Annotated in this window: 25 protein-coding genes and 1 riboswitch; of the genes, 21 read left to right on the top strand and 4 right to left on the bottom strand. The window is 30.7% G+C overall.

All coding sequences use genetic code 11. The annotated features are described in order from the left end of the window. Positions 1 to 95 precede the first annotated feature (95 nt). The 4 genes from B5X49_RS02790 to B5X49_RS02775 all read left to right on the top strand — a co-directional run bounded on the left by B5X49_RS02790 (position 96) and on the right by B5X49_RS02775 (position 2,708). Positions 96 to 365 carry a hypothetical protein gene (locus B5X49_RS02790; RefSeq protein ID WP_079560635.1) on the top strand — a complete coding sequence of 90 codons (270 nt, stop codon included), beginning with the start codon at positions 96 to 98 and terminating at the stop codon, positions 363 to 365. Then, entirely contained in the window at positions 355 to 915 is a 561-nt protein-coding gene (hpf, locus tag B5X49_RS02785) for a ribosome hibernation-promoting factor, HPF/YfiA family (protein ID WP_045749651.1), read from the top strand. Before B5X49_RS02790 ends, hpf begins: the two co-directional genes overlap by 11 nt. Positions 916 to 1,067: 152 nt before the next feature. After that, positions 1,068 to 1,340 (top strand): hypothetical protein, encoded by a 273-nt coding sequence (locus B5X49_RS02780; RefSeq protein ID WP_045749650.1) that lies wholly within the window; start codon positions 1,068 to 1,070, stop codon positions 1,338 to 1,340. Between the two features lie 69 nt (positions 1,341 to 1,409). Beyond that, entirely contained in the window at positions 1,410 to 2,708 is a 1,299-nt protein-coding gene (locus B5X49_RS02775; protein ID WP_045749649.1) for an ArsB/NhaD family transporter, read from the top strand. Positions 2,709 to 2,745: 37 nt separating this feature from the next. Here the strand turns inward: B5X49_RS02775 and B5X49_RS02770 are convergent, their stop codons facing one another. Beyond that, the gene (locus tag B5X49_RS02770; RefSeq protein WP_045749648.1) at positions 2,746 to 3,357 is read right to left on the bottom strand and encodes a superoxide dismutase; all 612 of its coding nucleotides are present in this window, start codon (positions 3,355 to 3,357) and stop codon (positions 2,746 to 2,748) included. A 67-nt stretch (positions 3,358 to 3,424) separates the two neighbouring features. Next, positions 3,425 to 4,972 carry an Rqc2 family fibronectin-binding protein gene (locus B5X49_RS02765; RefSeq protein WP_045749647.1) on the bottom strand — a complete coding sequence of 516 codons (1,548 nt, stop codon included), beginning with the start codon at positions 4,970 to 4,972 and terminating at the stop codon, positions 3,425 to 3,427. Positions 4,973 to 5,075: 103 nt separating this feature from the next. Between B5X49_RS02765 and gmk the strand changes: the two genes are divergently transcribed. The 4 genes from gmk to B5X49_RS02745 all read left to right on the top strand — a co-directional run bounded on the left by gmk (position 5,076) and on the right by B5X49_RS02745 (position 8,555). Continuing rightward, positions 5,076 to 5,693, top strand: a complete 618-nt coding sequence (gene gmk / locus B5X49_RS02760; protein WP_045749646.1) for a guanylate kinase — start codon at positions 5,076 to 5,078, stop codon at positions 5,691 to 5,693. A gap of 4 nt (positions 5,694 to 5,697) precedes the next feature. Then, positions 5,698 to 5,913: a DNA-directed RNA polymerase subunit omega gene (gene rpoZ, locus B5X49_RS02755; protein ID WP_045749645.1), complete on the top strand. Its 216-nt coding sequence runs from the start codon at positions 5,698 to 5,700 to the stop codon at positions 5,911 to 5,913. Positions 5,914 to 5,979: 66 nt separating this feature from the next. Next, positions 5,980 to 7,713, top strand: coding sequence for an excinuclease ABC subunit UvrC (gene uvrC, locus B5X49_RS02750; RefSeq protein ID WP_045749644.1), 1,734 nt, complete (start codon positions 5,980 to 5,982; stop codon positions 7,711 to 7,713). Beyond that, the gene (locus tag B5X49_RS02745; protein ID WP_045749643.1) at positions 7,710 to 8,555 is read left to right on the top strand and encodes a 3'-5' exonuclease family protein; all 846 of its coding nucleotides are present in this window, start codon (positions 7,710 to 7,712) and stop codon (positions 8,553 to 8,555) included. Before uvrC ends, B5X49_RS02745 begins: the two co-directional genes overlap by 4 nt. An 85-nt stretch (positions 8,556 to 8,640) precedes the next feature. Here the strand turns inward: B5X49_RS02745 and B5X49_RS02740 are convergent, their stop codons facing one another. Continuing rightward, positions 8,641 to 10,326: a ribonuclease J gene (locus B5X49_RS02740; protein WP_045749642.1), complete on the bottom strand. Its 1,686-nt coding sequence runs from the start codon at positions 10,324 to 10,326 to the stop codon at positions 8,641 to 8,643. A 103-nt stretch (positions 10,327 to 10,429) separates the two neighbouring features. On the opposite strand from B5X49_RS02740, the gene B5X49_RS02735 reads away from it, so the two are divergent. After that, a complete protein-coding gene (locus tag B5X49_RS02735) occupies positions 10,430 to 11,230 on the top strand; it encodes an HAD-IIB family hydrolase (protein ID WP_045749641.1) in 801 nt (266 codons plus the stop codon). After that, positions 11,227 to 12,132, top strand: coding sequence for an aldose epimerase family protein (locus tag B5X49_RS02730; RefSeq protein WP_045749640.1), 906 nt, complete (start codon positions 11,227 to 11,229; stop codon positions 12,130 to 12,132). Before B5X49_RS02735 ends, B5X49_RS02730 begins: the two co-directional genes overlap by 4 nt. A gap of 41 nt (positions 12,133 to 12,173) precedes the next feature. Here the strand turns inward: B5X49_RS02730 and coaD are convergent, their stop codons facing one another. Beyond that, positions 12,174 to 12,653 (bottom strand): pantetheine-phosphate adenylyltransferase, encoded by a 480-nt coding sequence (gene coaD / locus B5X49_RS02725; RefSeq protein ID WP_045749639.1) that lies wholly within the window; start codon positions 12,651 to 12,653, stop codon positions 12,174 to 12,176. 137 nt (positions 12,654 to 12,790) lie between these two features. Between coaD and B5X49_RS02720 the strand changes: the two genes are divergently transcribed. From B5X49_RS02720 to metK, 11 genes are all read left to right on the top strand, one after another. Further along, complete coding sequence (locus tag B5X49_RS02720) at positions 12,791 to 13,225, top strand: ribosome assembly cofactor RimP (protein WP_045749638.1); 435 nt, start codon at positions 12,791 to 12,793, stop codon at positions 13,223 to 13,225. Positions 13,226 to 13,239: 14 nt separating this feature from the next. Then, complete coding sequence (nusA, locus tag B5X49_RS02715) at positions 13,240 to 14,316, top strand: transcription termination factor NusA (RefSeq protein ID WP_045749637.1); 1,077 nt, start codon at positions 13,240 to 13,242, stop codon at positions 14,314 to 14,316. A gap of 12 nt (positions 14,317 to 14,328) precedes the next feature. After that, positions 14,329 to 14,589 carry an RNase P modulator RnpM gene (gene rnpM / locus B5X49_RS02710; protein WP_045749636.1) on the top strand — a complete coding sequence of 87 codons (261 nt, stop codon included), beginning with the start codon at positions 14,329 to 14,331 and terminating at the stop codon, positions 14,587 to 14,589. Further along, positions 14,586 to 14,864, top strand: coding sequence for a L7Ae/L30e/S12e/Gadd45 family ribosomal protein (locus tag B5X49_RS02705; RefSeq protein ID WP_045749635.1), 279 nt, complete (start codon positions 14,586 to 14,588; stop codon positions 14,862 to 14,864). The genes rnpM and B5X49_RS02705 overlap by 4 nt, the downstream gene beginning before the upstream one ends. Before the next feature lie 16 nt (positions 14,865 to 14,880). Next, entirely contained in the window at positions 14,881 to 16,716 is a 1,836-nt protein-coding gene (infB, locus tag B5X49_RS02700; RefSeq protein WP_045749634.1) for a translation initiation factor IF-2, read from the top strand. Between the two features lie 4 nt (positions 16,717 to 16,720). Further along, positions 16,721 to 17,068 carry a 30S ribosome-binding factor RbfA gene (gene rbfA / locus B5X49_RS02695; RefSeq protein WP_045749633.1) on the top strand — a complete coding sequence of 116 codons (348 nt, stop codon included), beginning with the start codon at positions 16,721 to 16,723 and terminating at the stop codon, positions 17,066 to 17,068. A 138-nt stretch (positions 17,069 to 17,206) separates the two neighbouring features. Continuing rightward, a complete protein-coding gene (priA, locus tag B5X49_RS02690; protein ID WP_045749632.1) occupies positions 17,207 to 19,471 on the top strand; it encodes a replication restart helicase PriA in 2,265 nt (754 codons plus the stop codon). 12 nt (positions 19,472 to 19,483) lie between these two features. After that, the gene (gene fmt, locus B5X49_RS02685) at positions 19,484 to 20,398 is read left to right on the top strand and encodes a methionyl-tRNA formyltransferase (RefSeq protein ID WP_045749631.1); all 915 of its coding nucleotides are present in this window, start codon (positions 19,484 to 19,486) and stop codon (positions 20,396 to 20,398) included. Continuing rightward, positions 20,391 to 20,975, top strand: coding sequence for a phosphatidylglycerophosphatase A (locus tag B5X49_RS02680; RefSeq protein WP_052670102.1), 585 nt, complete (start codon positions 20,391 to 20,393; stop codon positions 20,973 to 20,975). Before fmt ends, B5X49_RS02680 begins: the two co-directional genes overlap by 8 nt. Before the next feature lies 1 nt (position 20,976). Next, positions 20,977 to 22,296, top strand: a complete 1,320-nt coding sequence (locus B5X49_RS02675; RefSeq protein WP_045749630.1) for an HD-GYP domain-containing protein — start codon at positions 20,977 to 20,979, stop codon at positions 22,294 to 22,296. A gap of 65 nt (positions 22,297 to 22,361) precedes the next feature. Next, positions 22,362 to 22,458: riboswitch (SAM riboswitch) on the top strand. Between the two features lie 58 nt (positions 22,459 to 22,516). After that, the gene (gene metK / locus B5X49_RS02670; RefSeq protein ID WP_045749629.1) at positions 22,517 to 23,677 is read left to right on the top strand and encodes a methionine adenosyltransferase; all 1,161 of its coding nucleotides are present in this window, start codon (positions 22,517 to 22,519) and stop codon (positions 23,675 to 23,677) included. The last annotated feature ends 27 nt before the right edge of the window (positions 23,678 to 23,704 follow it).

The following is a 23,704-nucleotide window of genomic DNA, read 5'->3' as shown; positions in this document are numbered from 1 at the left end:
GTTTATGTAAGAAAAATACAAAACCTGTGATTGATTTTAGAAAATTCTTCTCTACAACCTATCCAGAGACTTGTAGGATGTGCTTCAAATTACATATGAATCTCTATCCTTACTTTGTTATTCCGATTCAAGGTGGATTGCTTCATGTTTTTGAAATACTTATTCCAGAATCATTAGAGGTTATGGATATAACAGACTATCTCAGACCTTATTATAAAGCGTATTTAAAAACAAATAAACAAATAGATGCAATCTATATAGAATATCTAGATCAACACATGATAGATTTATTAGACTTATTGGCATTAGGACATCTCATTGTATTTACAAATAATTATAAGGAGGCTAAATCATATGAGATATGAAATCATTGGTAAAAACGGATTTACTCCAACAGATGCAATTAAAGCATATGTTGAGAAGAAGTTAAACAAAGTAGTACAAATCTTTGATGCAAAATTAATCGAGCAAGTCAGAGTTGTATTAAGAGTGTATAAAGAGTATTCAAAGGTAGAGGTAACAATACCTGCTCCGTATATTATTTTGCGTAGTGAAGTTAGAGACGCTGATATGTATGCTGCAATCGATAAATCTGTAGATAAATTATCTCAACAAATAAGAAAACATAAATCTAAAATTAGACATCATTTTGAAAATCGTGGTCAATCTCCAGTGTTTACACCTGAATTTGATTTAGAAGCTATGGATAAAGAAGTACGTGCAAGACAATTAGTTAAATCTAAGAAGTTTGCGATTCAACCGATGAGTGTGGATAATGCAATTGCACAAATGGAATTAAGTGGACATGATTTCTTCATTTTCTTAGATGAAAAAAACCATCACCCACAAATTGTTTACCGAAGAGAAGACGGCGATTATGCTGTCATTGAAACAACACCTGAATTATATAAGTAATAGAAATTTTTTAAATGAATCCCCTATGTGTAGAATTTATTAGACATCTTACGTCTAAATTGCTACATAGAGGGGATTTTTCATTTGTTAAAATCATTCATATGAAGAAATTATGACCTTGTGATACAATGTAAATATATGAAAGGATTTACATGCAAAGATTAGATTTCGGGATAAAAAACTCAAGAATTTGGCATATTTGTATACAAGATTTAGAAATAAATAAATCGATTACATTAGATAACTGGACAAGATATCGAGGCCAATACCGTGAAATATTTTATTTGAATGATACGATTAAGTTTTTAGAAGTCGATCATTTCAATCATAAATTTAAGTTTTTTAAGTCTGCTGTTAGAAAACAAAATATAGAGGACTTTAGAAAATTTTTCAAACTGTTTTTAAATTACTCTGAATATGTATAACAGGGGATATGAACTTCATTATTTCGTGATAAAATATCATTAATCTATTTGATGTGAAAGAAGTATACGATGGCACTTATTATTTTTATTCTAACCCTTACCTTAATGATGGTATCTTTAATATATATACCTAAAATCTACATATTTAAACGATATGTTCAAACGCATTGGTTAATTGTATTAACTGGTGCACTTTTTATGATAATCTTTGGATTCATACCCATTGATCATTTAATTGCTTTAATGACGGACCCTCTTGGGATGAATCCGATTAAACTAATTACTCTGTTTATTTTTCTAACCATCATCTCATTATTTTTAGATGAAGTAGGTTTTTTTAAATGGTTAGCATATGTATTTATAAATAGGGTTAAGGGTAAACAGTGGATGCTATTTCTATCACTTTACGTTTTAACCTCAATTCTTACCATATTTACCTCCAATGATATTATTATATTAACCTTAACACCCTTGATTATATATTTTTCTATCAATGTTAAGATTAATCCATTACCTTATCTGTTTGGTATTTTAACGGCTTCAAATACTTGGAGCTTAATGCTTATGATTGGAAACCCGACCAATATTTATCTTGCAAGTAAGGTAGGGATTGACTTTATGGAGTATTTTAAAGTGATGTGGTTACCAGCTTTAACAACAGGTACATTAGGATTTATACTGATTTCAGTGATATTTAGAAAAGATTTGAATCAAACCTTAAATCCAATTGAAGGTTCAGTTCAATTAAAAGAACCTGTTCTAGTTGGTATTGGTTTAATACATTTACTCTCAACAATTGTTTTAATGGCTTTAAGTAATTATATTCAAATTGAAATGTGGGTCATAACAGTATTATTTGGTATGAGTATCATTGGTATAGGATTGATATATCTTAAGGTTAAAAAATTACCACTGACACCAATTATAAAAACCGTTCAAAGGGCACCATGGGATTTTATTCCTATGATACTGGGTATGTTTATTTTGATATCAGCGATTAGTTATAGTGGTTATGTAGATGATTTTGCGAATTATCTTAATATGTTGGATCCGGTTTATGGCTATGGAATATCTAGTCATATCGTTAGTAACCTTACAAACAATCAACCAATGAGTATGTTATATGCTGAGATATTAATCAGTAATTTAAATGATCCTAATATCTATGTTCGTACATATGCATCCATTATTGGATCCAATACGGGTGTACTTTTAACACCTTTTGGAGCGCTTGCTGGATTGATGTGGCACCAATTACTTAGAAAATATGATATTTCACTTAGTGTATTAAAATATATACAAACGATAGCTGTTACAGGATTCATCATATTAATAGGTAGCTTGTTTGTACTGAGTTTTGTGGTATAAAAAAAGTTCAACGTGACGTTGAACTTTTTTAATATCATTAAGCGTTTAAGAATAGTTCTGAAACTTTGTCCCAGTTCACAACATTGAAGAATGCTGCAACATAATCTGGACGTCTGTTTTGATAATTTAAGTAATATGCATGTTCCCAAACATCTAATCCTAAAATAGGTGTTCCTAATGCAAGTGGTGTATCTTGATTCGGTGTTGAGGTAACTACTAATTGATTACCTTGTTTAACAAGCCATGCCCAACCAGAACCGAAACGAGTTTTAGCTGCATTTGAAAATTCTTCTTGGAATTTTTCAAATGAACCAAATGATGCTTGAATTGCATCCATTAATTTACCTGATGGTCTAGCGCCGTCATTTTTCTTTAATAATGGCCAGAAGAAGTCATGATTAAAATGTCCGCCTCCATTGTTTCTAACAGCACCTTCAATGTCTTTAGGTACTTTAGTTAAATCCTTTAATAATGCTTTTAAATCATCCATTGTTTCTACTTTTAATTCTGGATGTTTATCTAGCGCTGCATTCAGATTTGTAATATATGCTTGATGATGTTTCCCATGATGGATTTCCATCGTTTGTTTATCAATAAATGGTTCTAATGCATCAGATGCATAAGGTAATTGTGGTAATGTAAATGCCATAATTTTGATTCCTCCTCGAATATTTTTATACATCTATCTTACTTCAAAAGACAATTTTATTCAAATGTTAAGCATTCTTAAGAATTGAATTGATGAAGGATTCATCAATGTCGATAAAAATGGTTTTTTCGTTTTTGATCTTTACAAAAGATGCAGGCATACCAGATATCTTAGATACATATTTAAATTCAGTATAGTTAATAGGTATAGAAGATGAGTTTTTAAAAGTTGAAAAATATGCTGCAAGCATAGATGCACGTCTAATGTTTTTTTCAGTTAATCTTTCTGTTCTTAATAAAACATGTGATCCCGGTGCATCTTTTAGATGAAACCAGTAGTCTGTTCTTTTACCAATTTCATTCATCAGTAATGCATTTTGAAGTGCATTCTTACCAATGATATATGTTGAATCCTCATCATTTAAAGTGAGTAATTTAATTTTGTGTTTTTGATTTTTCTTAGAAGATATGCGTCTTTTCTTTAGGAATCCAAAGGGTTCTAGTAGTTCGTCAAACTGATTGATTTCTTCGTCGATAGATAAATCAAGTTCATTTAAGTAATTTTTTAATGTTTCTATCATGGAACTAAATTTATGAATTTCTGCCTCAATATAATCTATGGAACGTTTAGATTTATGATAGAGTTTATAAAACTCTTGTGCATTTTGTGAAAGTGTTTTTGTTTCATCCAGTGCTATTTTATCGATCCAACCGATTTTTAAGTTTAAATTCATACCAGATGCATAAATCATATCACCTTGATCTTTGTAGGATAGATTTAAGTGTGCCTGCTCAAGTTGATGATTTAAAAGATGTACTTTCTTTTCAAATTTCTTGATTTCTTTTTCAATAAAGTTGATGTAAGGTGTTTTTAAATCTTTAATGTCCATAATCCTTTGATCTAAAGCTTCACTCAGTGTATTAAAGTATTGAACTTCATCATCAAATAAATTGAAAAAATAAGTTTTATTTTGATTTAAGGATAGTGTGGGTTGAACTTGAATTTGGAATGGATTGATTCTATGTTCTGTTAAATATTGAGCAAGTCTTAACGAGATACCTAAATACTTTTGAGTGATTTCTTTAGGCGTTTGTAATGCATCATATTGGTAGAGTGTAGCATCTAATTTATCACTTTTGAAATAATCAAATTGTGCATGTGTAACTAAGTGTCTACCATCTAAAACAAACATTTTTTTATAAGCATCAATAATAATTTGCTTATCAAGTAAATATAAATTAGCATGTCGACCCATTGCTTCAAAAATGAGTTGTTTATGTGTAGGGCCTTCTATGTAATCATATACCGTAAAGTTAAAAATAAAAACTCTATCGGTTCTATATTGTTCAATAGATTCTAAAATACCACCTTGTAAATATTTTTTTAATTGATTAGAAAAGTTGGTTGTATCACCTTTTTTAATAGGGTTATTGGTTAAATAAGCACTTGTGAAACTTGCATTTAGATTAATGATCAAAAAGTGTCTTTGTTTCTCTTTATATAAGGATAAACAAAATCTAAGACCACTTTGTGTAATAGACTCTAATCTAGATTTTTCTAGTGTCTCATGAAGTTCTTTGATGAGATAATGTGTGTAAATACCATCTAAAGCCATAATCTCGCCTCCTATATTTACTATAACATGAAAATTACTGAAACTATTTACATAAAAAAAACTTTCGTATATAATGAATTAAACGAAGAGTTAGGAGAGACACATGAAATTAAATGAACGTGGGTTACTCATCGTCATTTCTGGGCCATCCGGAGTTGGTAAAGGTACAGTCAGAAGAGCACTATTTGAAATGAAAAATCATAACTTAGTTTATTCTGTGTCTGTTACAACCAGACCTCCAAGAGCAGGTGAAGTTGATGGTAAGGACTATTATTTTGTGGATAGGAATACCTTTTTACAAGAAATCAAGGAAGATAAGTTTTTAGAGTATGCAGAATTTGTAGGTAACTTCTATGGAACACCAAAAGATAAAGTGGATGAAGCACTGGACTCTGGTAAGGAAGTCGTTCTAGAAATTGAAGTAGAAGGTGCACTTCAGGTAAGAGAAAAAATGAAGGAAGCTGTCTTTATATTCTTAGTACCACCAAGCAAAAAAGCACTATATGAAAGACTTAGAGCAAGAGGTACTGAAGATCCTGAAATTGTTGAAAAGAGATTTAAGAAGGCAGAAAAAGAGTTTTCACTTGCCTATAAATATGATTATATTGTTGTGAATGATGATGTAAATAATGCTGCAGATAAGATAATGGCAATCATTAGAGCAGAACATGCAAGAACACAACGCACGATACACAAATATACAAAGATGTTGGAGGAATAAATATATGAAGAAAAATAAGCAAGGATTAAGTTATCCATCGATCGATATGCTTCTTGAAAAGATTGATTCAAAATATAAACTCGTATATGCTGCAAGTAAAGTTGCACATATTATCGAAAGTGAAAAATTAGATGTTAAAGATGCAAAATCTGTAACAACTGTTGGAAAAGCATTAGAAGAAATTGTAAATGGTAAAGTAAGTATTACGTTCGATGAATGAACGTAATACTTTTTTTCTATACCTTATGTTCTATTCATTTTAGTATATAATAGTATTGGTGAGGCTATGAAAGAAAAATTAAAGTTATTACCAGAGGGTCCAGGATGTTATTTAATGCTCAATGCATTAGGTGATGTTATTTATGTTGGTAAAGCTAAAAACCTTAAGAATCGTGTGAAATCATATTTTAATGGTGCGCATAATGCAAAAACAGAGAAGTTAGTTTCTGAGATTAGAGATTTTAATTATGTAGTAACAAACTCCGAACAAGAATCTTTAATTTTAGAATTTAATTTGATTAAAAAATATGCACCACTATATAATATCCGATTAATTGATGATAAAAGTTATCCATATATTGAAATTACTGATGAGTCTGACCCGATGCTCATTGTTTCAAGATATACCGAAGTGGATAAAAATAAAACTTTATTTGGTCCATATCCAAACTCAAGTGCAGCTAAAGAAACACTTAAATTACTTCAACGTTTATATCCATTAAGAAGATGTCAACCTGTTGGTAAGAAACCTTGTATGTATTATCATTTAGGTTTATGTTTAGGACCTTGTACAGGTCATAAAGTAGACTATTCAACAAATATTAAGAAAATCACTCAGTTTTTAAAAGGGGATACAAAATCTGTATTAAATGAATTAGAAAAAAGGATGCAAAATGCTTCAGAGGTATTAGAGTTTGAAAAAGCTTTAGAATATAGAGATATGATTAAGGCTGTTCAAGAGACAACTGAAAAACAAATAATGAGTTTAAATGATTATAAAGATAGAGACTTTATTGGATTTCATTCCAATGATGATGATGTATCCATTCATATTTTAATGATGCGTCAAGGACGTATTTTAGATACGCATCAAACGGTTTTATCTTTTATGGATGATCCGATTGAAACGTTACTTTCATACTTAAAAAATTATTATGATAAATATTTATTACCAGATGAACTCGTTTTTGATCAAAGAATCGATATGAATTTACTTTCGCTTTATTTTAATCAAAAAATATTGATTCCAAAAATTGGTGATAAAAAGAAATTACTAGATTTAGCCAATAAGAACGCTTTTGAAGATTTGAATCATTATTTTAAACTGTACCGTTTAAAAGAAGAAAAAGTAAATGAGCAATTAGAGTCACTTGGTGCAATATTTAATCAAAAAATAGAGTATATTGAAGTATTTGATAATGCGCATTTATTTGGTAGTGCACTAGTTTCTGGAATGGTTGTTTGGAAGGATAATCATTTTGAAAGAAAGATGTATAGAAAATACCATCTGAAGTCAACAACCAATGATGATTATCAATCTATGAAAGAAGTTATTTATAGAAGATATCAAAAATTATTGATTGAAAAACAGAAATTACCGGATTTAATATGTGTAGACGGTGGAAAAGGTCAAGTGAGTGCTGCACATGAAGTATTAAATATGTTACAATTAGAAATACCTATTTTAGGTCTAAAAAAAGATAAATATCATACACTTGAAGGTTATGTGGTTTTAGATCAAGTTACAATACTGGATAAAAAAGCACCACTCTATCAATTTTTAGGTAAACTTTCTGAGGAAGTTCACCGATTTACAATTTCATTCCATCAGGCAACTAAAAACAGGAAAGATTATGGTTCTGTATTAGATAATATTAGCGGATTAGGTTTAAAAAGAAAAAAACTATTACTTTTAAACTATCAATCGATTGATGATATTAAAAATGCCAACAATGAAGATTTAAGAAAACTTGGTATACCAGATAAAGTGATTAAAGCGATTAAGGAAGGTCTAGCATGAAAGCATTTATACATTCGATAGATACTAAAAATAAACTCTTTTACTGTGTCATCAATCATAAGTTAGAAGCATTTTATCTATCTAACCGATTAGCCAAAATATTTCTAACCATCATTAAAGAAGGATTAATGATTGATTTTGAAGTAACTGAACCTGTTAAAAGAAGAGTTAATAGAAATTTATATACAGTGTATCCAGTGAGTCATTTTAATCAGATTATTCAGTTAAAACCAAGACTTTTATTATATGATCTAAAAACACTTCGACAAGAAATGAAAAAAGTATTAAAAAAATACCAATATTATTTATTCTTAGATTTAGAAATGAGTATGCCAGGTTATACAAAAGGACCTCATACGCCTGAAATATTACAAGTAGGATATATTCTACAGTCTAAATCAGGTGAGGTTATACTGGATAATGGTTACTATGTTGTACCCAAAAATGAGGAAGCACTGAATAAACGTACACGTAAATTTCTAAACATTGATGATATTTCTTTTTTCAGTAAAGCTAGAGAATATGAGTATTTCTACGAGGATTTAGATAAAATTTTAAAGACATATAAACCACAGATTGTAACATGGGGTAAAAATGATATTCAAGCTTTAAATATTAGTTATCAATTACATGAATTAAAACCCTTAACGCATGATAAACAGTTTATCGATTTATTAAAACTTCATAAAGATTACTTTAATCTTCCCAATGATTTAGGTTTATTTGATGCATATAAGAAGTACTATGCGATAGATGAAATGCCTAATCAAGATCATGATGCAAGAACAGATGCAATTATTACAAAAGATGTTTTTGATGCCTTTATGAACCAAATGAAGTAACTTTAAATAGATAATAAAAACCATTCAATATACCTTAAATGAAGGCATATTTGAATGGTTTTTTACTGTATATAATGAATGATTATTACCCTAGGTTCATAATGATTGGAATAATCATTGGTTTTCTAAGCGTAATATCATAAATTTTATCGGATAATTGTGAAATGATTTCTTGTTTCATGTTCAGTTCATTATACCCTTTTTTAGGCAGTTCTTTTAACACGATTTTTTTAACTTGCATCGCTAGAGTTGAAGTTAATTCTTCATTACCCTTCATATAGATAAATCCACGAGAGATAACGGTAGGTTCACTCACTAATGTTTTTGTTTGTTGGTTAATACTTAATACAATAGAGAATAATCCCTCTTCAGAAAGTATTTTACGTTCTCTTAAAACATTAGATCCAATGGTTCCAATACCCGTGCCATCAATATAAATATCACCTGCTTGAACTTTTCCAGCAAGGCGGATACTTTCTTTTGTAATACCAGCAACATCGCCATTATCCATAATTAAGATATTGGATGGTTCTACACCACACTCAATAGCTAGTTTTCTGTGATGTTTGAGCATTCTATGCTCACCGTGCATCGGTATAAAGTATTTAGGTTTGATTAATGTCAACATCAGTTTTAAATCTGGAACAGAACCGTGCCCGGATGTATGTGTATCAGTAATCGGTCCGTGCGTAATAACATTTACATCTTTTCTAAATAGTAAATTAATTGTTTTATTGATGGGGTCTTGGTTACCTGGAATAGGAGATGATGAGAAAATTACGGTATCACCTTTAACTGTTTTAATTTGACGATGAGATCCATTAGCAATTCTTGATAATGCTGCAAGTGGTTCACCTTGGGAACCAGTAACCAAAATACAAGTTTCTTCAAGTTTATATTTGTGTAGTTCTTCAGGTGCAGTGAGTGTACCTTTTCTAGGTTTAATATATCCTGATTGTTGTCCAGCCTCAATAGCACGTTCCATAGAACGTCCAAAAACAGCAACTTTTCTACCTGTTAATTCAGATGCTTCAATGATTTGTTGAATTCGATACAAGTTGGATGCAAAGGTTGCAATAATAATACGTCCTGGAATTCTTGTGAAGAGTTCGTTAATGGATTTACCAACTTTAGATTCAGATTGAATCAAACCTTCTTGTTCAGCATTGGTAGAGTCAGATACTAACAATAAAGTACCTTCTTGCCCAAGATTTGCGAGTTTATCATACTCAGCATGAGGTCCAACTGGGGTGTAATCGATTTTAAAATCTCCTGTATGAAAAAGAGGTCCCTCATTGGTTCTAAAAACAATACCAAACATATCAGGAATAGAATGATTTAATCGTACAAATGATATTTCAACACCATCAAATTTATAAGAGTAGTATGATTTGTACTCCTCAATTTTTGGTGGTTTGATATCTTTATGTTCACCTAATTTATATTCGATTAAGTCAACAGCGATACCGGAAGCATAGATTCTAGGAATTTTCACTTGTCTTAATAAATAAGGAATTCCACCTATATGGTCTTCGTGACCATGGGTAATAAATAATCCTACAATACGCTCTTCATTTTCTTTTAGATACGTATAATCAGGAATCACATAATCGATTCCAAGAAGATCATCATCAGGAAAAAGGATTCCAGCATCCACTATAAATATTTGATTATTAATTTCGTAAACATAAGTATTTTTACCGACTTCTCCGAGCCCACCTAAGGCAAAAACTCCGATTTCTTCGGTTTTTAACAACGTGTTCTTTGGCATAATTTTCCTCGTAACGTGATAATTTATACTTTTATTATACTATATTATTTTTAAAAAATATATTATTTTGTTTCATGTTAAAATAGTTTATGTGAGGTGCAAGATGAAAAGGGTTTATGTTTTTGACTTAGATAACACAATAAGATCATCTAAATTAGGTAAAATACTACCAGGTACTAAAAAACTCATTCAGGAATTATCTGCTCATAAAGATAATGTTTTAGTACTAGCAACAGGTAGAGGTTTTTCTAAGATTGATGTATTAGAAGGCTTAGATATATATTTTAAATATAAAATTTTAGTAAATGGTGCATTGGTTTTAGAAGATGATCAAATCATGAGTGAAATTACAATCCATAATGATGATATTGATCAAGTTATTTTAGATATGCAAAAGAATGATATCGCAATTGGAATGGTCGGGTATCATGAAGAGGTTGTTACACGCTACGATGAGCATGTTAAAATGGCTGTTGGCTCTTTTCATAGAAAATATCCTGAGGTGGATCCAAACTATCATTTGAGTCATCATGTTTATCAATTGTGGGTATTTCATCCGGATCAAAATCTCATTGATCAATTAGTATCCAAATATCACCAATTTGTTCCATTTCACTGGCATTATGGTGGTATAGATTTGGTTTATCCGCATGTATCTAAAGATCAAGCATTAAAAGAAGTACTTAAAAAATATCCTGGGTATCAAGTGATTGCTGTAGGGGATGGTCATAATGACTTAGGAATGATTAAGCTTGCAGATATTGGTATCTTACTTGAGAATTCCAGATGGTTTGATGAGGCAGAAGGTTTATATGATTTAAGAGGACCTCATGTGGATTTGGACCAACTCTATAATTTTTTCAAAGAAAATAATTTATTAATACATGAAGAGGAAGACAAATGAATTATAACGTAACAAGATTAGAAAATGAACACTTAATTGTAGAAACTATTGATTTTGCTGCTGGTGTTTATCAAGTATATTTAAAAAAAGATGGTGTTCAAATACCTATATTATCAACTCCTAAAACCTATGATTTATATATAGAAAATACATTAAGTTATGGAAGAACAATGGGAAGAACAGCTGGTAAACTCCATAAACTCGAGAGAAATTTACCCTTTGTAGATTTTAATGAGGATTCATTTTTAATGCATGGTGGTCCATCTAAGTTTTCGTTAAAAAAATTTGAAACTAAGGAAGTTGCCAATGACCTTGTAATCTATGCCTTAGAAGTTAAAGATAGAGAAGACAGATACCAAGGTCATATGAAAGTTATGGTTACATATCAGTTAATTGGCAATACACTTAGAGTTAGACATCAAGCTCGATCAGACAAAGATACCTTATGCAATATGACATTTCATCCATACTTTAATTTAAATGGTGATAAAGACTTATCAAACCATCAACTTAAAATATATTCAGATACATATCTTTCACAAGATGCATCAGGTATTTTTAAGGATCGAGTTCATGTTGAAAATACAAAAAGAGATTACAGAGTACTTAAAACATTAAATATTCAAAAAGATAATGAACTCGATGATATTTTTATATTGAAACAAAAACACGCATTAGATTTAATAAATGGTCATTTAAAACTCAGTGTTTTTACAAATTATGATGCTTTAGTGGTCTATACACAAAATAAACCAACAACTACAGATTTGAATCATGCACAAAAGTTAAGTGTATATAGTGGGGTTGCAATTGAATGTCAAAAACCACAAAGTGATTTTGTTTTATTAAAAGCAAATGAACCTTATGATTTTTATATTGATTATCAAATAAGCACGATATAATGAAAAGAGAAATTCACTTAGAATTTCTCTTTTTTTAATTTTTATTTGGATAGTTTTTCTTTGACCATGGATACAAGTTCCTCTGGAATATAAGGACTGATATCTGCATCATGGTAAACAAGTTCTTTGATACTAGAAGAAGAAACAAAATGGTTTCTAGAAGATGGAAATAATACAACAGTTTCAACATGTGGATTGATATTACGGTTAAACTGATAGAGCATATACTCATTTTCATAATCAGCAATATTTCTTAAACCTCTGAATAAAACCTTTATTTGATGAAGTTCTGCATATCGAACAACTAAATCTGAAGTATAAGATACAACAATATTTGGCATATCTTGTGTCACTTTTTTGATCATTTCGATACGTTCATCAGTTGAAAAAGCATATTTCTTCTTTGGGTTATCAGCAACAACGACGTGTAACTCATCGACAAGTTCGGATGCTCTTGTTATAACATCTAAATGTCCTAGTGTGAGTGGATCAAAAGATCCAGGGTATAAACCTTTTTTCATAAAATAAACCTCTCTTTAGATAGAAATATTGTAACACAATTTACTTACTTCTTGTCATTTATATAAATAAATGGTATAATTTTAGCTGAAGATGAGTGGGGCTGGTTGGTTCTCACTTATTTTTTGGAGGATATGAAATGAATATAAAATTAATTGAAGATAAAGTCATTGAAATACTTAAACAACATGATTTGACACTTTATGAAATTGTTACAGAGAAAATGGGTAAAGAAAAAATCTTATCGATCGTTATTGATGCAGTGATGGAACATAAGGAGTTAGAACAACTTCATATGGAAGTCTTGGATTCTATTAATGACGATATGGATGATGATTATTTTCTACAACTTTCTACTGTTGGAATTGAAAGGCCTCTTAAAACATTAGATGAGGTAAGAAATCAAATAGGTTCATATGTTTATATCGAATCCGATATATTCATTGGCGATGCAACATTGAATGATGTTGTTGATGATCTACTGACCATTAGTTTCTTCATCAAAGGTAGACCTAAGAAAATCGAAATTAAGTACCAAAATATTAAATTTATTAGACAAGCAGTCAAATTTTAAGGAGAGAAAGAAAAATGATTAATAAAGCATTTTTTCAAAACATCGAAGAAGTAGCAAATGACAACGATTTAACAAAGGAACAAGTGTATCTCGCTTTTGAACAAGGGTTAATCGCTGCATGTAAAAAACAACTTGGTGTTCAAACGTGTCGAGTAGAATTCAAAGAAGAGAAAAATGAACTTTTAATCTTTGGACAATACTTTGTGTTACCAGAAGGTGAATTGAGTTTAGATTTAGATAAAAAGTATACATTTATTAAGTTAGATGATGCTAAAGCACTGAATCCAAAAGCAAAAGAAAATCAATTATTAGAAGTAAAAATCGAACCAGGTGATTTCAGTTATAATGCATCACGTGATTTAAAACATCGTTTTAATGAAGTTTTAAATCAAATCAAGAAAGAAAATATCTATCAAGGTTTAAAACAATTGCAATATGAAATGGTTAATGCAAAAGTTTTAGAGGTTGAACAAGATTTTTATCGTATTGAAATTAATAAAGATGTAATTACAATGTTACCTAAAAAGGAATCATTACCTACAGATAAATTCCATGTTGGAGACAGAATTAAAGTTTATGTTACCGATGTAGAAATGAAAACTAAAGGACCTAAAATCTATGTTTCTAGAACACATGTTGCTTTAGTTACAAGACTATTAGAAGAATATGTTCCTGAAATCAAAGATGGTACCATTGAAGTCTTAGGAATTTCTAGAGATCCAGGTGATCGTTCTAAAGTGGGATTACGTTCAAACAACGAGAATGTCGATGTCATTGGAGCAACCGTTGGTGAAGGTGGTTCACGTATTAAAGAAATTTCTAAATTCTTATCCGGTGAAAAAATTGATTTATTCAGATGGAGCGATAACGAAAAAGAATTAATCGCTCAATCCTTACAACCTGCACCGGTAGTAGCTGTAACAAAGGTTAATCCTAAAGAGAAAACAGCACTTGCAATTGTTCCAGATGCGCAATTATCATTAGCTATCGGAAAACTTGGACAAAACGTTAAACTTGCAGTTCAAGCAAGTGGATGGTCTATTGATATTAAATCTGAAACCGATGCTGCAAAAGAAGGAATTATTTATTAAGGAGGTTTTTATATGAAGCCTGTAAAAAAAGTTCCATTAAGAACTTGTGTTGTGACTAAGAATGTATTACCTAAAAAAGATTTGATTCGTGTGGTTGCTGACAAAGAAGGCAATGTCATGGTTGACCTTAAAGGTAAAGCAAACGGTCGAGGTGCATATCTTACACTTTCAAAAGAAGTGATTGAACTCGCTAAAAAATCTAAAGCCCTAGATAGAAAACTGGAAGTTGATGTTCCGAGTACTATTTATGATGAATTGATGAATTTACTATGAATAAAGGCGCTTTAGGACTTGCATATGTTGCAAAAAAACTTGTTTTAGGTGCGGACGAAGTCGTTATAGCACTTAGAAAAAAAGAAGTGTTTCTAGTTTTACTAGCAAATGATGCAAGCGAAAATACAAAAAAAAGAATCAGTGATAAAACCCAAACTTATCAAGTGGAATTAATGGATAGATATACAACAGAGGAATTATCAAGTGCTGTTGGAAAGAAAAATATTAAAGTCATAGGAATAAAGGATAAAGGATTTAGTATGTTGCTGAAATAGAAAGGATTGATGAAATATGGCAAAACAACCAATCAAAAAGCCAATTAAAAAGAGTTTTCATAAACCAGTAAGTCAACAAAGCAGACCAAAAGAGGTTAAATCAATGCCTAAGGAGCTGATTTACCGTCCAGAAATGACGGTATCAGACATTGCATCTGAATTATACCTAGCAAATGCAGTATTGATTAAAAAGTTAATGGGATTAGGTATCATGACATCTGTTAACCAAATTTTAGACCGTGAAACGGTTGAATTAATTGCACTTGATTTAGGTATTGAATTAAAAGATGAGGTTATTACAGATTTAACAAGATATGATGAAATGGAAATCATTGATGATCCAAAAGATTTAGTAAAAAGAAGTCCAATCATCACAATCATGGGTCACGTTGACCACGGAAAGACTACACTTTTAGACTCAATCAGAAAATCTCGTGTCGCACCAGGCGAAGCGGGAGGTATTACACAGCATATTGGGGCATATCAAGTAGAGCATCAAGGTGAAAAGATTACATTTATTGATACACCAGGTCACGCCGCATTTACTGAAATGCGTGCAAGAGGTGCGAAGGTAACGGATATTGTTATTTTAGTTGTCGCAGCGGATGATGGTGTTAAACCACAAACAATTGAGGCTTTACAACATGCAAAAGCATCAGGTGTTCCAATTATTGTTGCTATCAACAAAATTGATAAACCTCAAGCAAACCCAGATAATGTCATGTCTGAATTATCAGCACATGATTTATCTCCAGAAAAATGGGGAGGAAAAACTCCTTATGTTGAGGTCTCAGCATTAAAGAAAATAGGTATTGATGATTTATTAGATGTTATTTTATTACTTGCTGAAATGGAAGATTTAAAAGCAAATCCAAAACGACCTGCAAGAGGAACTGTTATTGAGGCATCTCTTGATAAAGGAAGAGGTCCAGTAGCAACAGTTATTGTTGAAAATGGTACGTTAAAAATTGGAGATATTATTGTTATTGGTAATACATTTGGTCGTATTCGTACGATGAATGATGATTTAAAGAGACGCTTCACTGAAGCATTACCAGGTACACCAGTAGAAATCACTGGTTTAGATGAAGTTCCTCATGCAGGGGATATCTTCATGGTATTTACTGATGAGAAAGTTGCAAGACAAACATCTCAAGCACGTTCAGCTAAAGAACGTGAAAATATTAGTAAACAACAAAAAGCAACATCATTAGAATCTATGTTTGGTGCTCAAGATGATGGTCAAAAAGTATTAAATATTGTATTAAAAGGTGACGTTCAAGGTTCTATTGAAGCTTTAAAAGGAATGCTTGATAAGATTGATATTGAAGGATTCCATGTCAATATTGTTCGTTCTGGTGTTGGAGCAATATCCGAAACAGATGTTCAATTAGCATCTGCAAGTAAAGCAATTGTTATGGGCTTTAATGTAAGACCAACTGCTGCAGTTAAATCTCTTGCTGATTCTGTAGGCGTTGAAATTCGTTTATATAATGTGGTATACCGTATCACAGAAGATATTGAAAAAGCGCTTAAAGGTATGTTAGAACCTGTGTTTGAAGAAATTGTAACAGGACAAGCAGAAGTTAGACAACTATTTACATTCTCAAAGATTGGTACAATTGCAGGTAGTTATGTTACAGATGGTTCAATCAAACGTGATGCAAAAGTTACAGTTATTAGAGAAGGTGTTGTAGTTTACAAAGGTAAATTATCAAGCTTAAAACGTGGTAAAGATGATGTTAAAGAAGTACGCCAAGGATTTGAATTTGGCTTAAGTATTGAAAACTACAATGACTTAAAAGTAGGAGATATCATCGAAGCATCTATCGAAAGAGAAGTTGAGGTATAAAACAATGAGTATTACAACAGATCGATTAGCCTCTAGAATTTTAAGAGAAATTGTTCATATTATTAATGATGTTGTTAGAAACACGCAAGTAGGTTATATTACAATAACAGAAACAAAAGTTACGAGAGATTTAAGTTTTGCAACCATATACTATACAATCATACACGATGATGAGGCATTAAGAGTACGTTGTCAAGAACTACTAGAATCTAGTAAAAAAGAAATCCGTATGAGATTAGCAGAACGCATTGATAACATCAGAAAAATACCTGATTTAATTTTTAAATTTGATGAAGCATTAGCATATGGAAATCATATTCACAAACTTCTATCAGAAATCAATAAAAAATAAATATCAACGTGTTAAAAAGAATAACTAAGCAATTAGTTATTTTTTTATGAAATAATGGGTAAATACCCCATCAAATTTAGCACGCTCACATCAAAAATAAGATCAATCAATGATATAATATTTAAGGAAGGTGTTTGGATGATTGCACAAGTAATTTTGGATATTGCTCATGAACAAATAAATACGGTATATGATTACTTTATCAAACCAGTTGACATTCAACATATCAAAAAAGGTATGCGAGTGATGGTGCCTTTTGGTACTTCAGATACATTACGTATGGCATTTGTATACAATATCATAGAAACATCAGATTCAGCAAAAAAATATGTGGAAGAAGTCATAGATATTAAACCCATCGTTGATGATGAGTTTTTTATACTTTTTGATGCATTAACTCAAGATCCTAATGTCTTAATTTCTGATGTGATGCAGACATTACTTCCAAAAATATTTTGGATGTCTTATCAACATGTTGTTCAAGCAAGTGATTTAAGTCAAATACCGGATGAATTTGTTCATAAATTTAATAAGCGTTTAGAGTGGGTTATTAAAGATAAGGATAAATCACATTTATACAAACTAAAAAAATTAGAACAACAAGGTATCGTAACCATAAAAAGACATGTATCTAAAAGAAATATTCAAACATATGAAACTTGGATAGAACTTAAAGAACCAGAGATTAGAAAAAACGATAGTCAATTAAAAATTATTCAACATCTTTTAACATATGGAAATACCTCTAAAAAAGAATTGCTCGCACAATATTCTAAGTCCAGTATTCAATGGTTGATAGATCATGAGGCTATTAAAGAATTTTTGGTAGAAAAAAGAATCGATCATCATAAATTTAATAGAAATCAACAAATTAAAACCGGTTCAAACATATCTTTAGATAATCAACCCATAGATTTATCTAAACATCAAATTTATGCACTTAAGGGATATCGAAACGAATCCATTGAACTTAGAAATCAAATATTTAATCAAGTTTTAAGTCAAGGTAAAAAGATATTTATCATGGTGCCAGAAAGATTTATGATTGAAACCACTAAAGATGCACTGATCAAAAACTTTCCAAACGAGTTATGGATTGAACTACCTAGCGAATTAAGTGATAAAGAACTGTATTTAAGATATAACCAAATCGAAGAAAGTCAAGAAAAAATCATTATTGGTAATAAAAAAGCGTTGTTTACTCAAATGCATCATTTAGGACTGATTTATATTGTGGATGCAAATGATTCAACACATCAAACATTTGAAGGCTTATATTATGATGCCGTTGAACTTGCAAAGCTAAAGGGAAGACATCTTAATATACCTATATGTTTAGAAGCTGATACATATAGTGTTTCAGTATATCAAGATATTCTAAATGGAAATGTAGTGGATTTATCCGAAGATTTAATAGATGATGAAAAACATATAACTATCGTTGATATGAAAAAAGAATTAATGGAAGGTCACACAAAAATGATTTCTAGATATTTAGAAGAAGAAATCAAGATAAGTCTTCTAAATCATCAAAAAGTACTCCTTATCTTAAATCATAAATCATACGCACCTTTTGTGATGTGTAGAACCTGTTCTTATGTACCTAAAGACCCTGAAACTGGGATTGCACTCAATTATAGTGAAAAGAATCATATGCTTTATTCTCATATGACAAAACACCAAGAACCTTTTCAAAAAACTTGTCCGGTTTGTGGAAAACCTACGATTAAATCTGTTGGTAGTGGACTGGAACAATTAGAAAAATATATTAAAGAATTATTTCCATTAGAATCAATTCTTAGAGTCGATCAAGATTCACTATCTAATAGAAAACTATATCAATATATTATGAATGATTCTAAAGAACGTATAGTCATTGGTACACAAATGGCACTGAAGACTTCATGGGTGAACACATTTAATTTAGTAGGAATTCTCATGGCAGATCAATGGTTAAAAGTACCTAGATACCAAGCGTATGAAGATAGCTATTTAATGCTTAAAAAGTCAAAACAATTAGCATTAAATCATTTAGTTATTCAAACCTATGACCCGCTACACTTTGTTATAAAAGATTTGAATAAAGAAGTTGATTTCTATCAAGAGGAACTATCTAATCGAAAAATTTCTAAATTACCACCTTTTAGAAATCTCTTGCAGATTAAACTATTAGGAATGAGTTATTTGAAAACATATCAACATGCATTCGTGATTAAAGAAAAATTAACTGAAATGGGTTTACAAGTACTTGGACCTGCTCAAAGTGTTAAACTAAAAGAGAATCAGCATTATCAAGTGCTATTAACGGTTAAGTATCAACACTTAGAGCCTAGAATGTATTCCTTATTAAAATCCAATGAACAAATAAAAATAAAAATAGTACCTGATATCATTTGGTACTAAAAAGGAGCTAAAATGATCGTATTTATGGGAACACCGGAATTCTCAGTACCAATACTAAAGATGTTGATTGAGAAAAAGTATGATGTTTCTCTGGTTGTTACGCAACCAGATAGTTATGTAGGAAGAAAAAAAGTTTTAACAGAGTCCCCGGTTAAAAAATTAGCAAAATCCTATGGGATTGAAGTATTTCAACCAGAAAAACTTAAAGAAAATTATCAATACATTATAGATAAAAAACCTAAATTAATTATTACTGCAAGTTATGGTCAAATATTACCTAAGGCTTTATTAGATAAAGTAAAAGCTGTCAATATTCATGGTTCATTACTTCCTAGTTTAAGAGGTGGTGCACCGATTCAATATGCATTATTTAATGGACTTAAAGAAACGGGTATTACTTTAATGGAAATGGCTTTTAAAATGGACTCAGGTGATATGATTGAACACGTTAAAGTTACTATTGAAGATCAAGATAATTATTTAACATTAAGTCAAAAACTATCTATTGCTGGAAGAGATCTTTTAGAAAAAAGAATGGATGATCTTTTACTTGGAACGTATCATAAAGAAAAACAAGATGAAAGCTTAGTTACGTTTGCTTATACATTAAAATATAGTGATGAATCACTAGATTTTAATCAAAATGCAATCTATAACCACAACCGTGTAAGAGGGTTAAGTCCTGATATTGGAGCACATTTTGAGTATAAAGGTACAACGATCAAGGTATTTCAATCATTAGTTAGTGATATAATAGACTTAAGCCCAGGAAAGATACTCATATCTCAAAAGAGACTTTTCATCGGTTGTAACGGTCAAGCACTTGAAATACTTGAGTTACAACAAGCTGGAAAGAAACGTATGATGGTAAGAGATTTTCTGAATGGACAAACATTATTTTCACAAGGGGAGAATATATATGAGTAAACCTAAACTGCTTTACAATCGAGAAGAGATGCTAAAACTGAATATCGAAGTTTTACAAAACCGTTGTAATGTAACAGTCATGGATATTGCAACGATTGCACATCAACAACAAAGTAAATACTATAAAGGTGTTGATATTAAGCTTTGTATCGAATCCGTTGAAAAAATTCTTACATTTAGAGATGTGTTTCACCACATCCAATTTGCAGCTGAAGTTGACCGTTTAGCAGAAGAAAAAATGTTTAAAGGACCTATTCAAGATATTTTATATTATGATCTTGGACTTTTCGGACTGGATGAAACACTTGGACTTGATGTTGCAAGAAATTATGGTGCTATTGGTCAAACAAACTTCGGTGACATCGATGTGAATAAACGTGGTGTAGTTGCAAGACTGAATGAAGACGGTAAAAAAGATGGTGTCGTTCATACACTCATGGATGATATTGTAGGTGCAATTGCAGCTGCAGCATCTACTCGTGTTGCACAAGTAATGAATGAAGATTTAGCACTAGAAAATCCAAGTTACCAAAAGATTAGTTTATTTGATTTAAAGAACAGTAAAAAGGGTAAATAAAATGAATTTTAATAACCAAAAAAAGAAGTTAAAAGGCCTTGGTAAAAGACTTTTTTCGAAATATTTTGGTTTTGAAACTGGTATAGATATTGCCAATGATGTTGCGGTACTTTATAGAAGAAACGTCGTTATTAAAAATATCGTTTTCGTTTCAAACTTACTATATTCACTAGTATTTTTTGTACTAGGTTTTAGTGTGTCTAACCCAACAACTGACTGGTTATTTGCAATTGCAGCACTACCTATTACATATGCTGTTGGTAGACTTCAAACAAAACTTATTGATTTAGATCATCATGATTTAACCAAACAGCAAATAGCAATGTATATATCCAGTTTTTGGATCTTTATATCGGCTATATTAGTATATATCCGTATTTATGCCATTGGACAAAATTCACCATTTGAAACAGCAAGTTATGTATTAATTTATTATGCACTCGTTCAAATTTCTCTATATCAAGATAAGAGATTATTATCAAATTCTTTCGCATCCTTAATTGGATTTGTATCACTCATTCATATTGGTGTTACATATAACTTTTTCAATCTAGGATTGACATGGCAAGAATTTTTATCAAATCTTTTTATAGACCCTTCATTAGCAAGACAAATGGCTGATTTAGCCTTAAGAACAATCATTTTTATACTCTTTTATTTAATTAATTTTATTATTGTATCCATTGGACAATCGATTCAAGAAGAACGTAAAAAAGAACTTTCTAAAAGACGAGAAGTTCAAGCGGATTTTACACATATCGTCAGAAGTTTATTTAATGTCGTTTTTCAATCAGCAAGTGGATTATTAGAAAAGAACCATGCACATCGTGTAGCAACGCTTGCATCTAAGATTGCAACATTTTATAATCTAGATGAAGATCTTAAAATGGAAATGGAAAAGTATGCACTGATTCATCTTAGATTTGATGAAATCAAAGATCTTATGATGAATACCGATGTATATGATGAGCATACATATGAAATTATTAAAGAGAAAACAGAGTTAGGTTCTAGAATTGGTAAAAGAATCCAGTTAGCACAAAAGAGTAATGACATCATTAGAGCGCATTATGAAGGTAATGCAGATGAAGTATTTATAGAACAAATGAAGTTAATACAACATGAAATTACAAATCAAATTATATTACTTGCGGATTGTTATGTATCCTTAAGAAGTTTATCAACATACCATCACCCGAATAATCATCTACAAACAGTTAATATATTTAAACAAGAATTAACACCATACTTTGACTATAATTTAAAAGAGACTTTCTTAAAATATCAAAAAGAAATTGATGTTATTTATCACGATTTATAACATAATCTAGCGTATAAGTTTACAATTCATAAAAAATAGTATATGATAAATTGATAATTAAATCATACTTATTCAGAGCAGGCGAAGTGATCAGTCTTATGACCCTGCAGCAACCTATTTGATTTAGGTGCTTACTGACAGGGGGAGACCCACCAATAAGGAAAATTTCAAATACACTTCCTTATGGGAAGTGTTTTTTATGAGAAAGAAGGCAAACAATATGAGTTATTTATTTTCAAGTGAAAGTGTATCTAAAGGACATCCAGATAAGGTATCTGATTTTATATCCGATAGTCTTTTAGATTTATGTTTATCTAAAGACCCGAATGCAAGATGTGCAATTGAAGTTGCACTTGCACATACATCAGTTTATATATTCGGTGAAGTCACAACAAATTTTGAACTTACAAAAGAACTTGTCATAGAGACTGCTAGGAAAGCTATTGATTATTGTGGTTATAATAATCCAAGATTTATTTTTGATGCAAACACTGCAATTTATCATGTAAACTTAAATCGTCAAAGTCATGATATTGCATTAGGTGTTGATGAGGTTAATGGTAAAGAACAAGGTGCTGGTGACCAAGGTATTATGTTTGGATATGCTAAAAATGATACACCTAATTTAATGCCATTACCGATACATTTAGCACATGAACTAACTAAACGTTTAGCATTTGTAAGAGAAACTGGTTTAGTTCAAGGCTTAGGACCTGATGGAAAGAGTCAAGTTACTGTTTTATATGATGAATTCAACCATCCAGTATCTGTTGAAGCAATCGTTCTTTCAACTCAACATTTTGAAGAAAAAACATTAGAAGAAGTTAAAAAAGATGTATTAGAACATGTTATTAAACCTGTCATTCCATCTCATCTATTAAAAAATGATACTAAATATTTTATTAACCCTACAGGTCGATTTGTGATTGGTGGACCAGTTGGTGATAGTGGATTAACTGGTAGAAAAATTATTGTAGATACATATGGTGGATATTCCAGACATGGCGGTGGTGCATTTAGTGGTAAAGACCCATCGAAGGTAGACCGCTCAGCATCTTATATGGCACGTTACTTAGCAAAACAAGTTGTTGGAAGTGGTATTGCAGAAACTTGTGAAATTCAACTTGCTTATGCAATTGGTGTTGCAGAACCTGTATCATTATATGTCAATACATTTAATACAGGTAAAGTGAGTGATGATGTTATTAGAAATCAAATCTTAAAATATTTCAAACTTACTCCAAAAGCAATTATTGAAAAACTAGGCTTAAAAAATCCTATTTATAAAGAAACCGTTCATCATGGACATTTAGGTAAAGAAAACCAAGGTTTTAAGTGGGAAATGCTGGATTCAATTGATATTTTTAAGCAATTGTTATAAAATAATTGAGGAAGTAATTACGTTTAG

Source organism: Acholeplasma oculi (genome assembly GCF_900166985.1).
Lineage (GTDB): Bacteria > Bacillota_I > Bacilli_A > Acholeplasmatales > Acholeplasmataceae > Acholeplasma > Acholeplasma oculi.
This window is presented reverse-complemented; position numbering and strand designations above follow the sequence as displayed.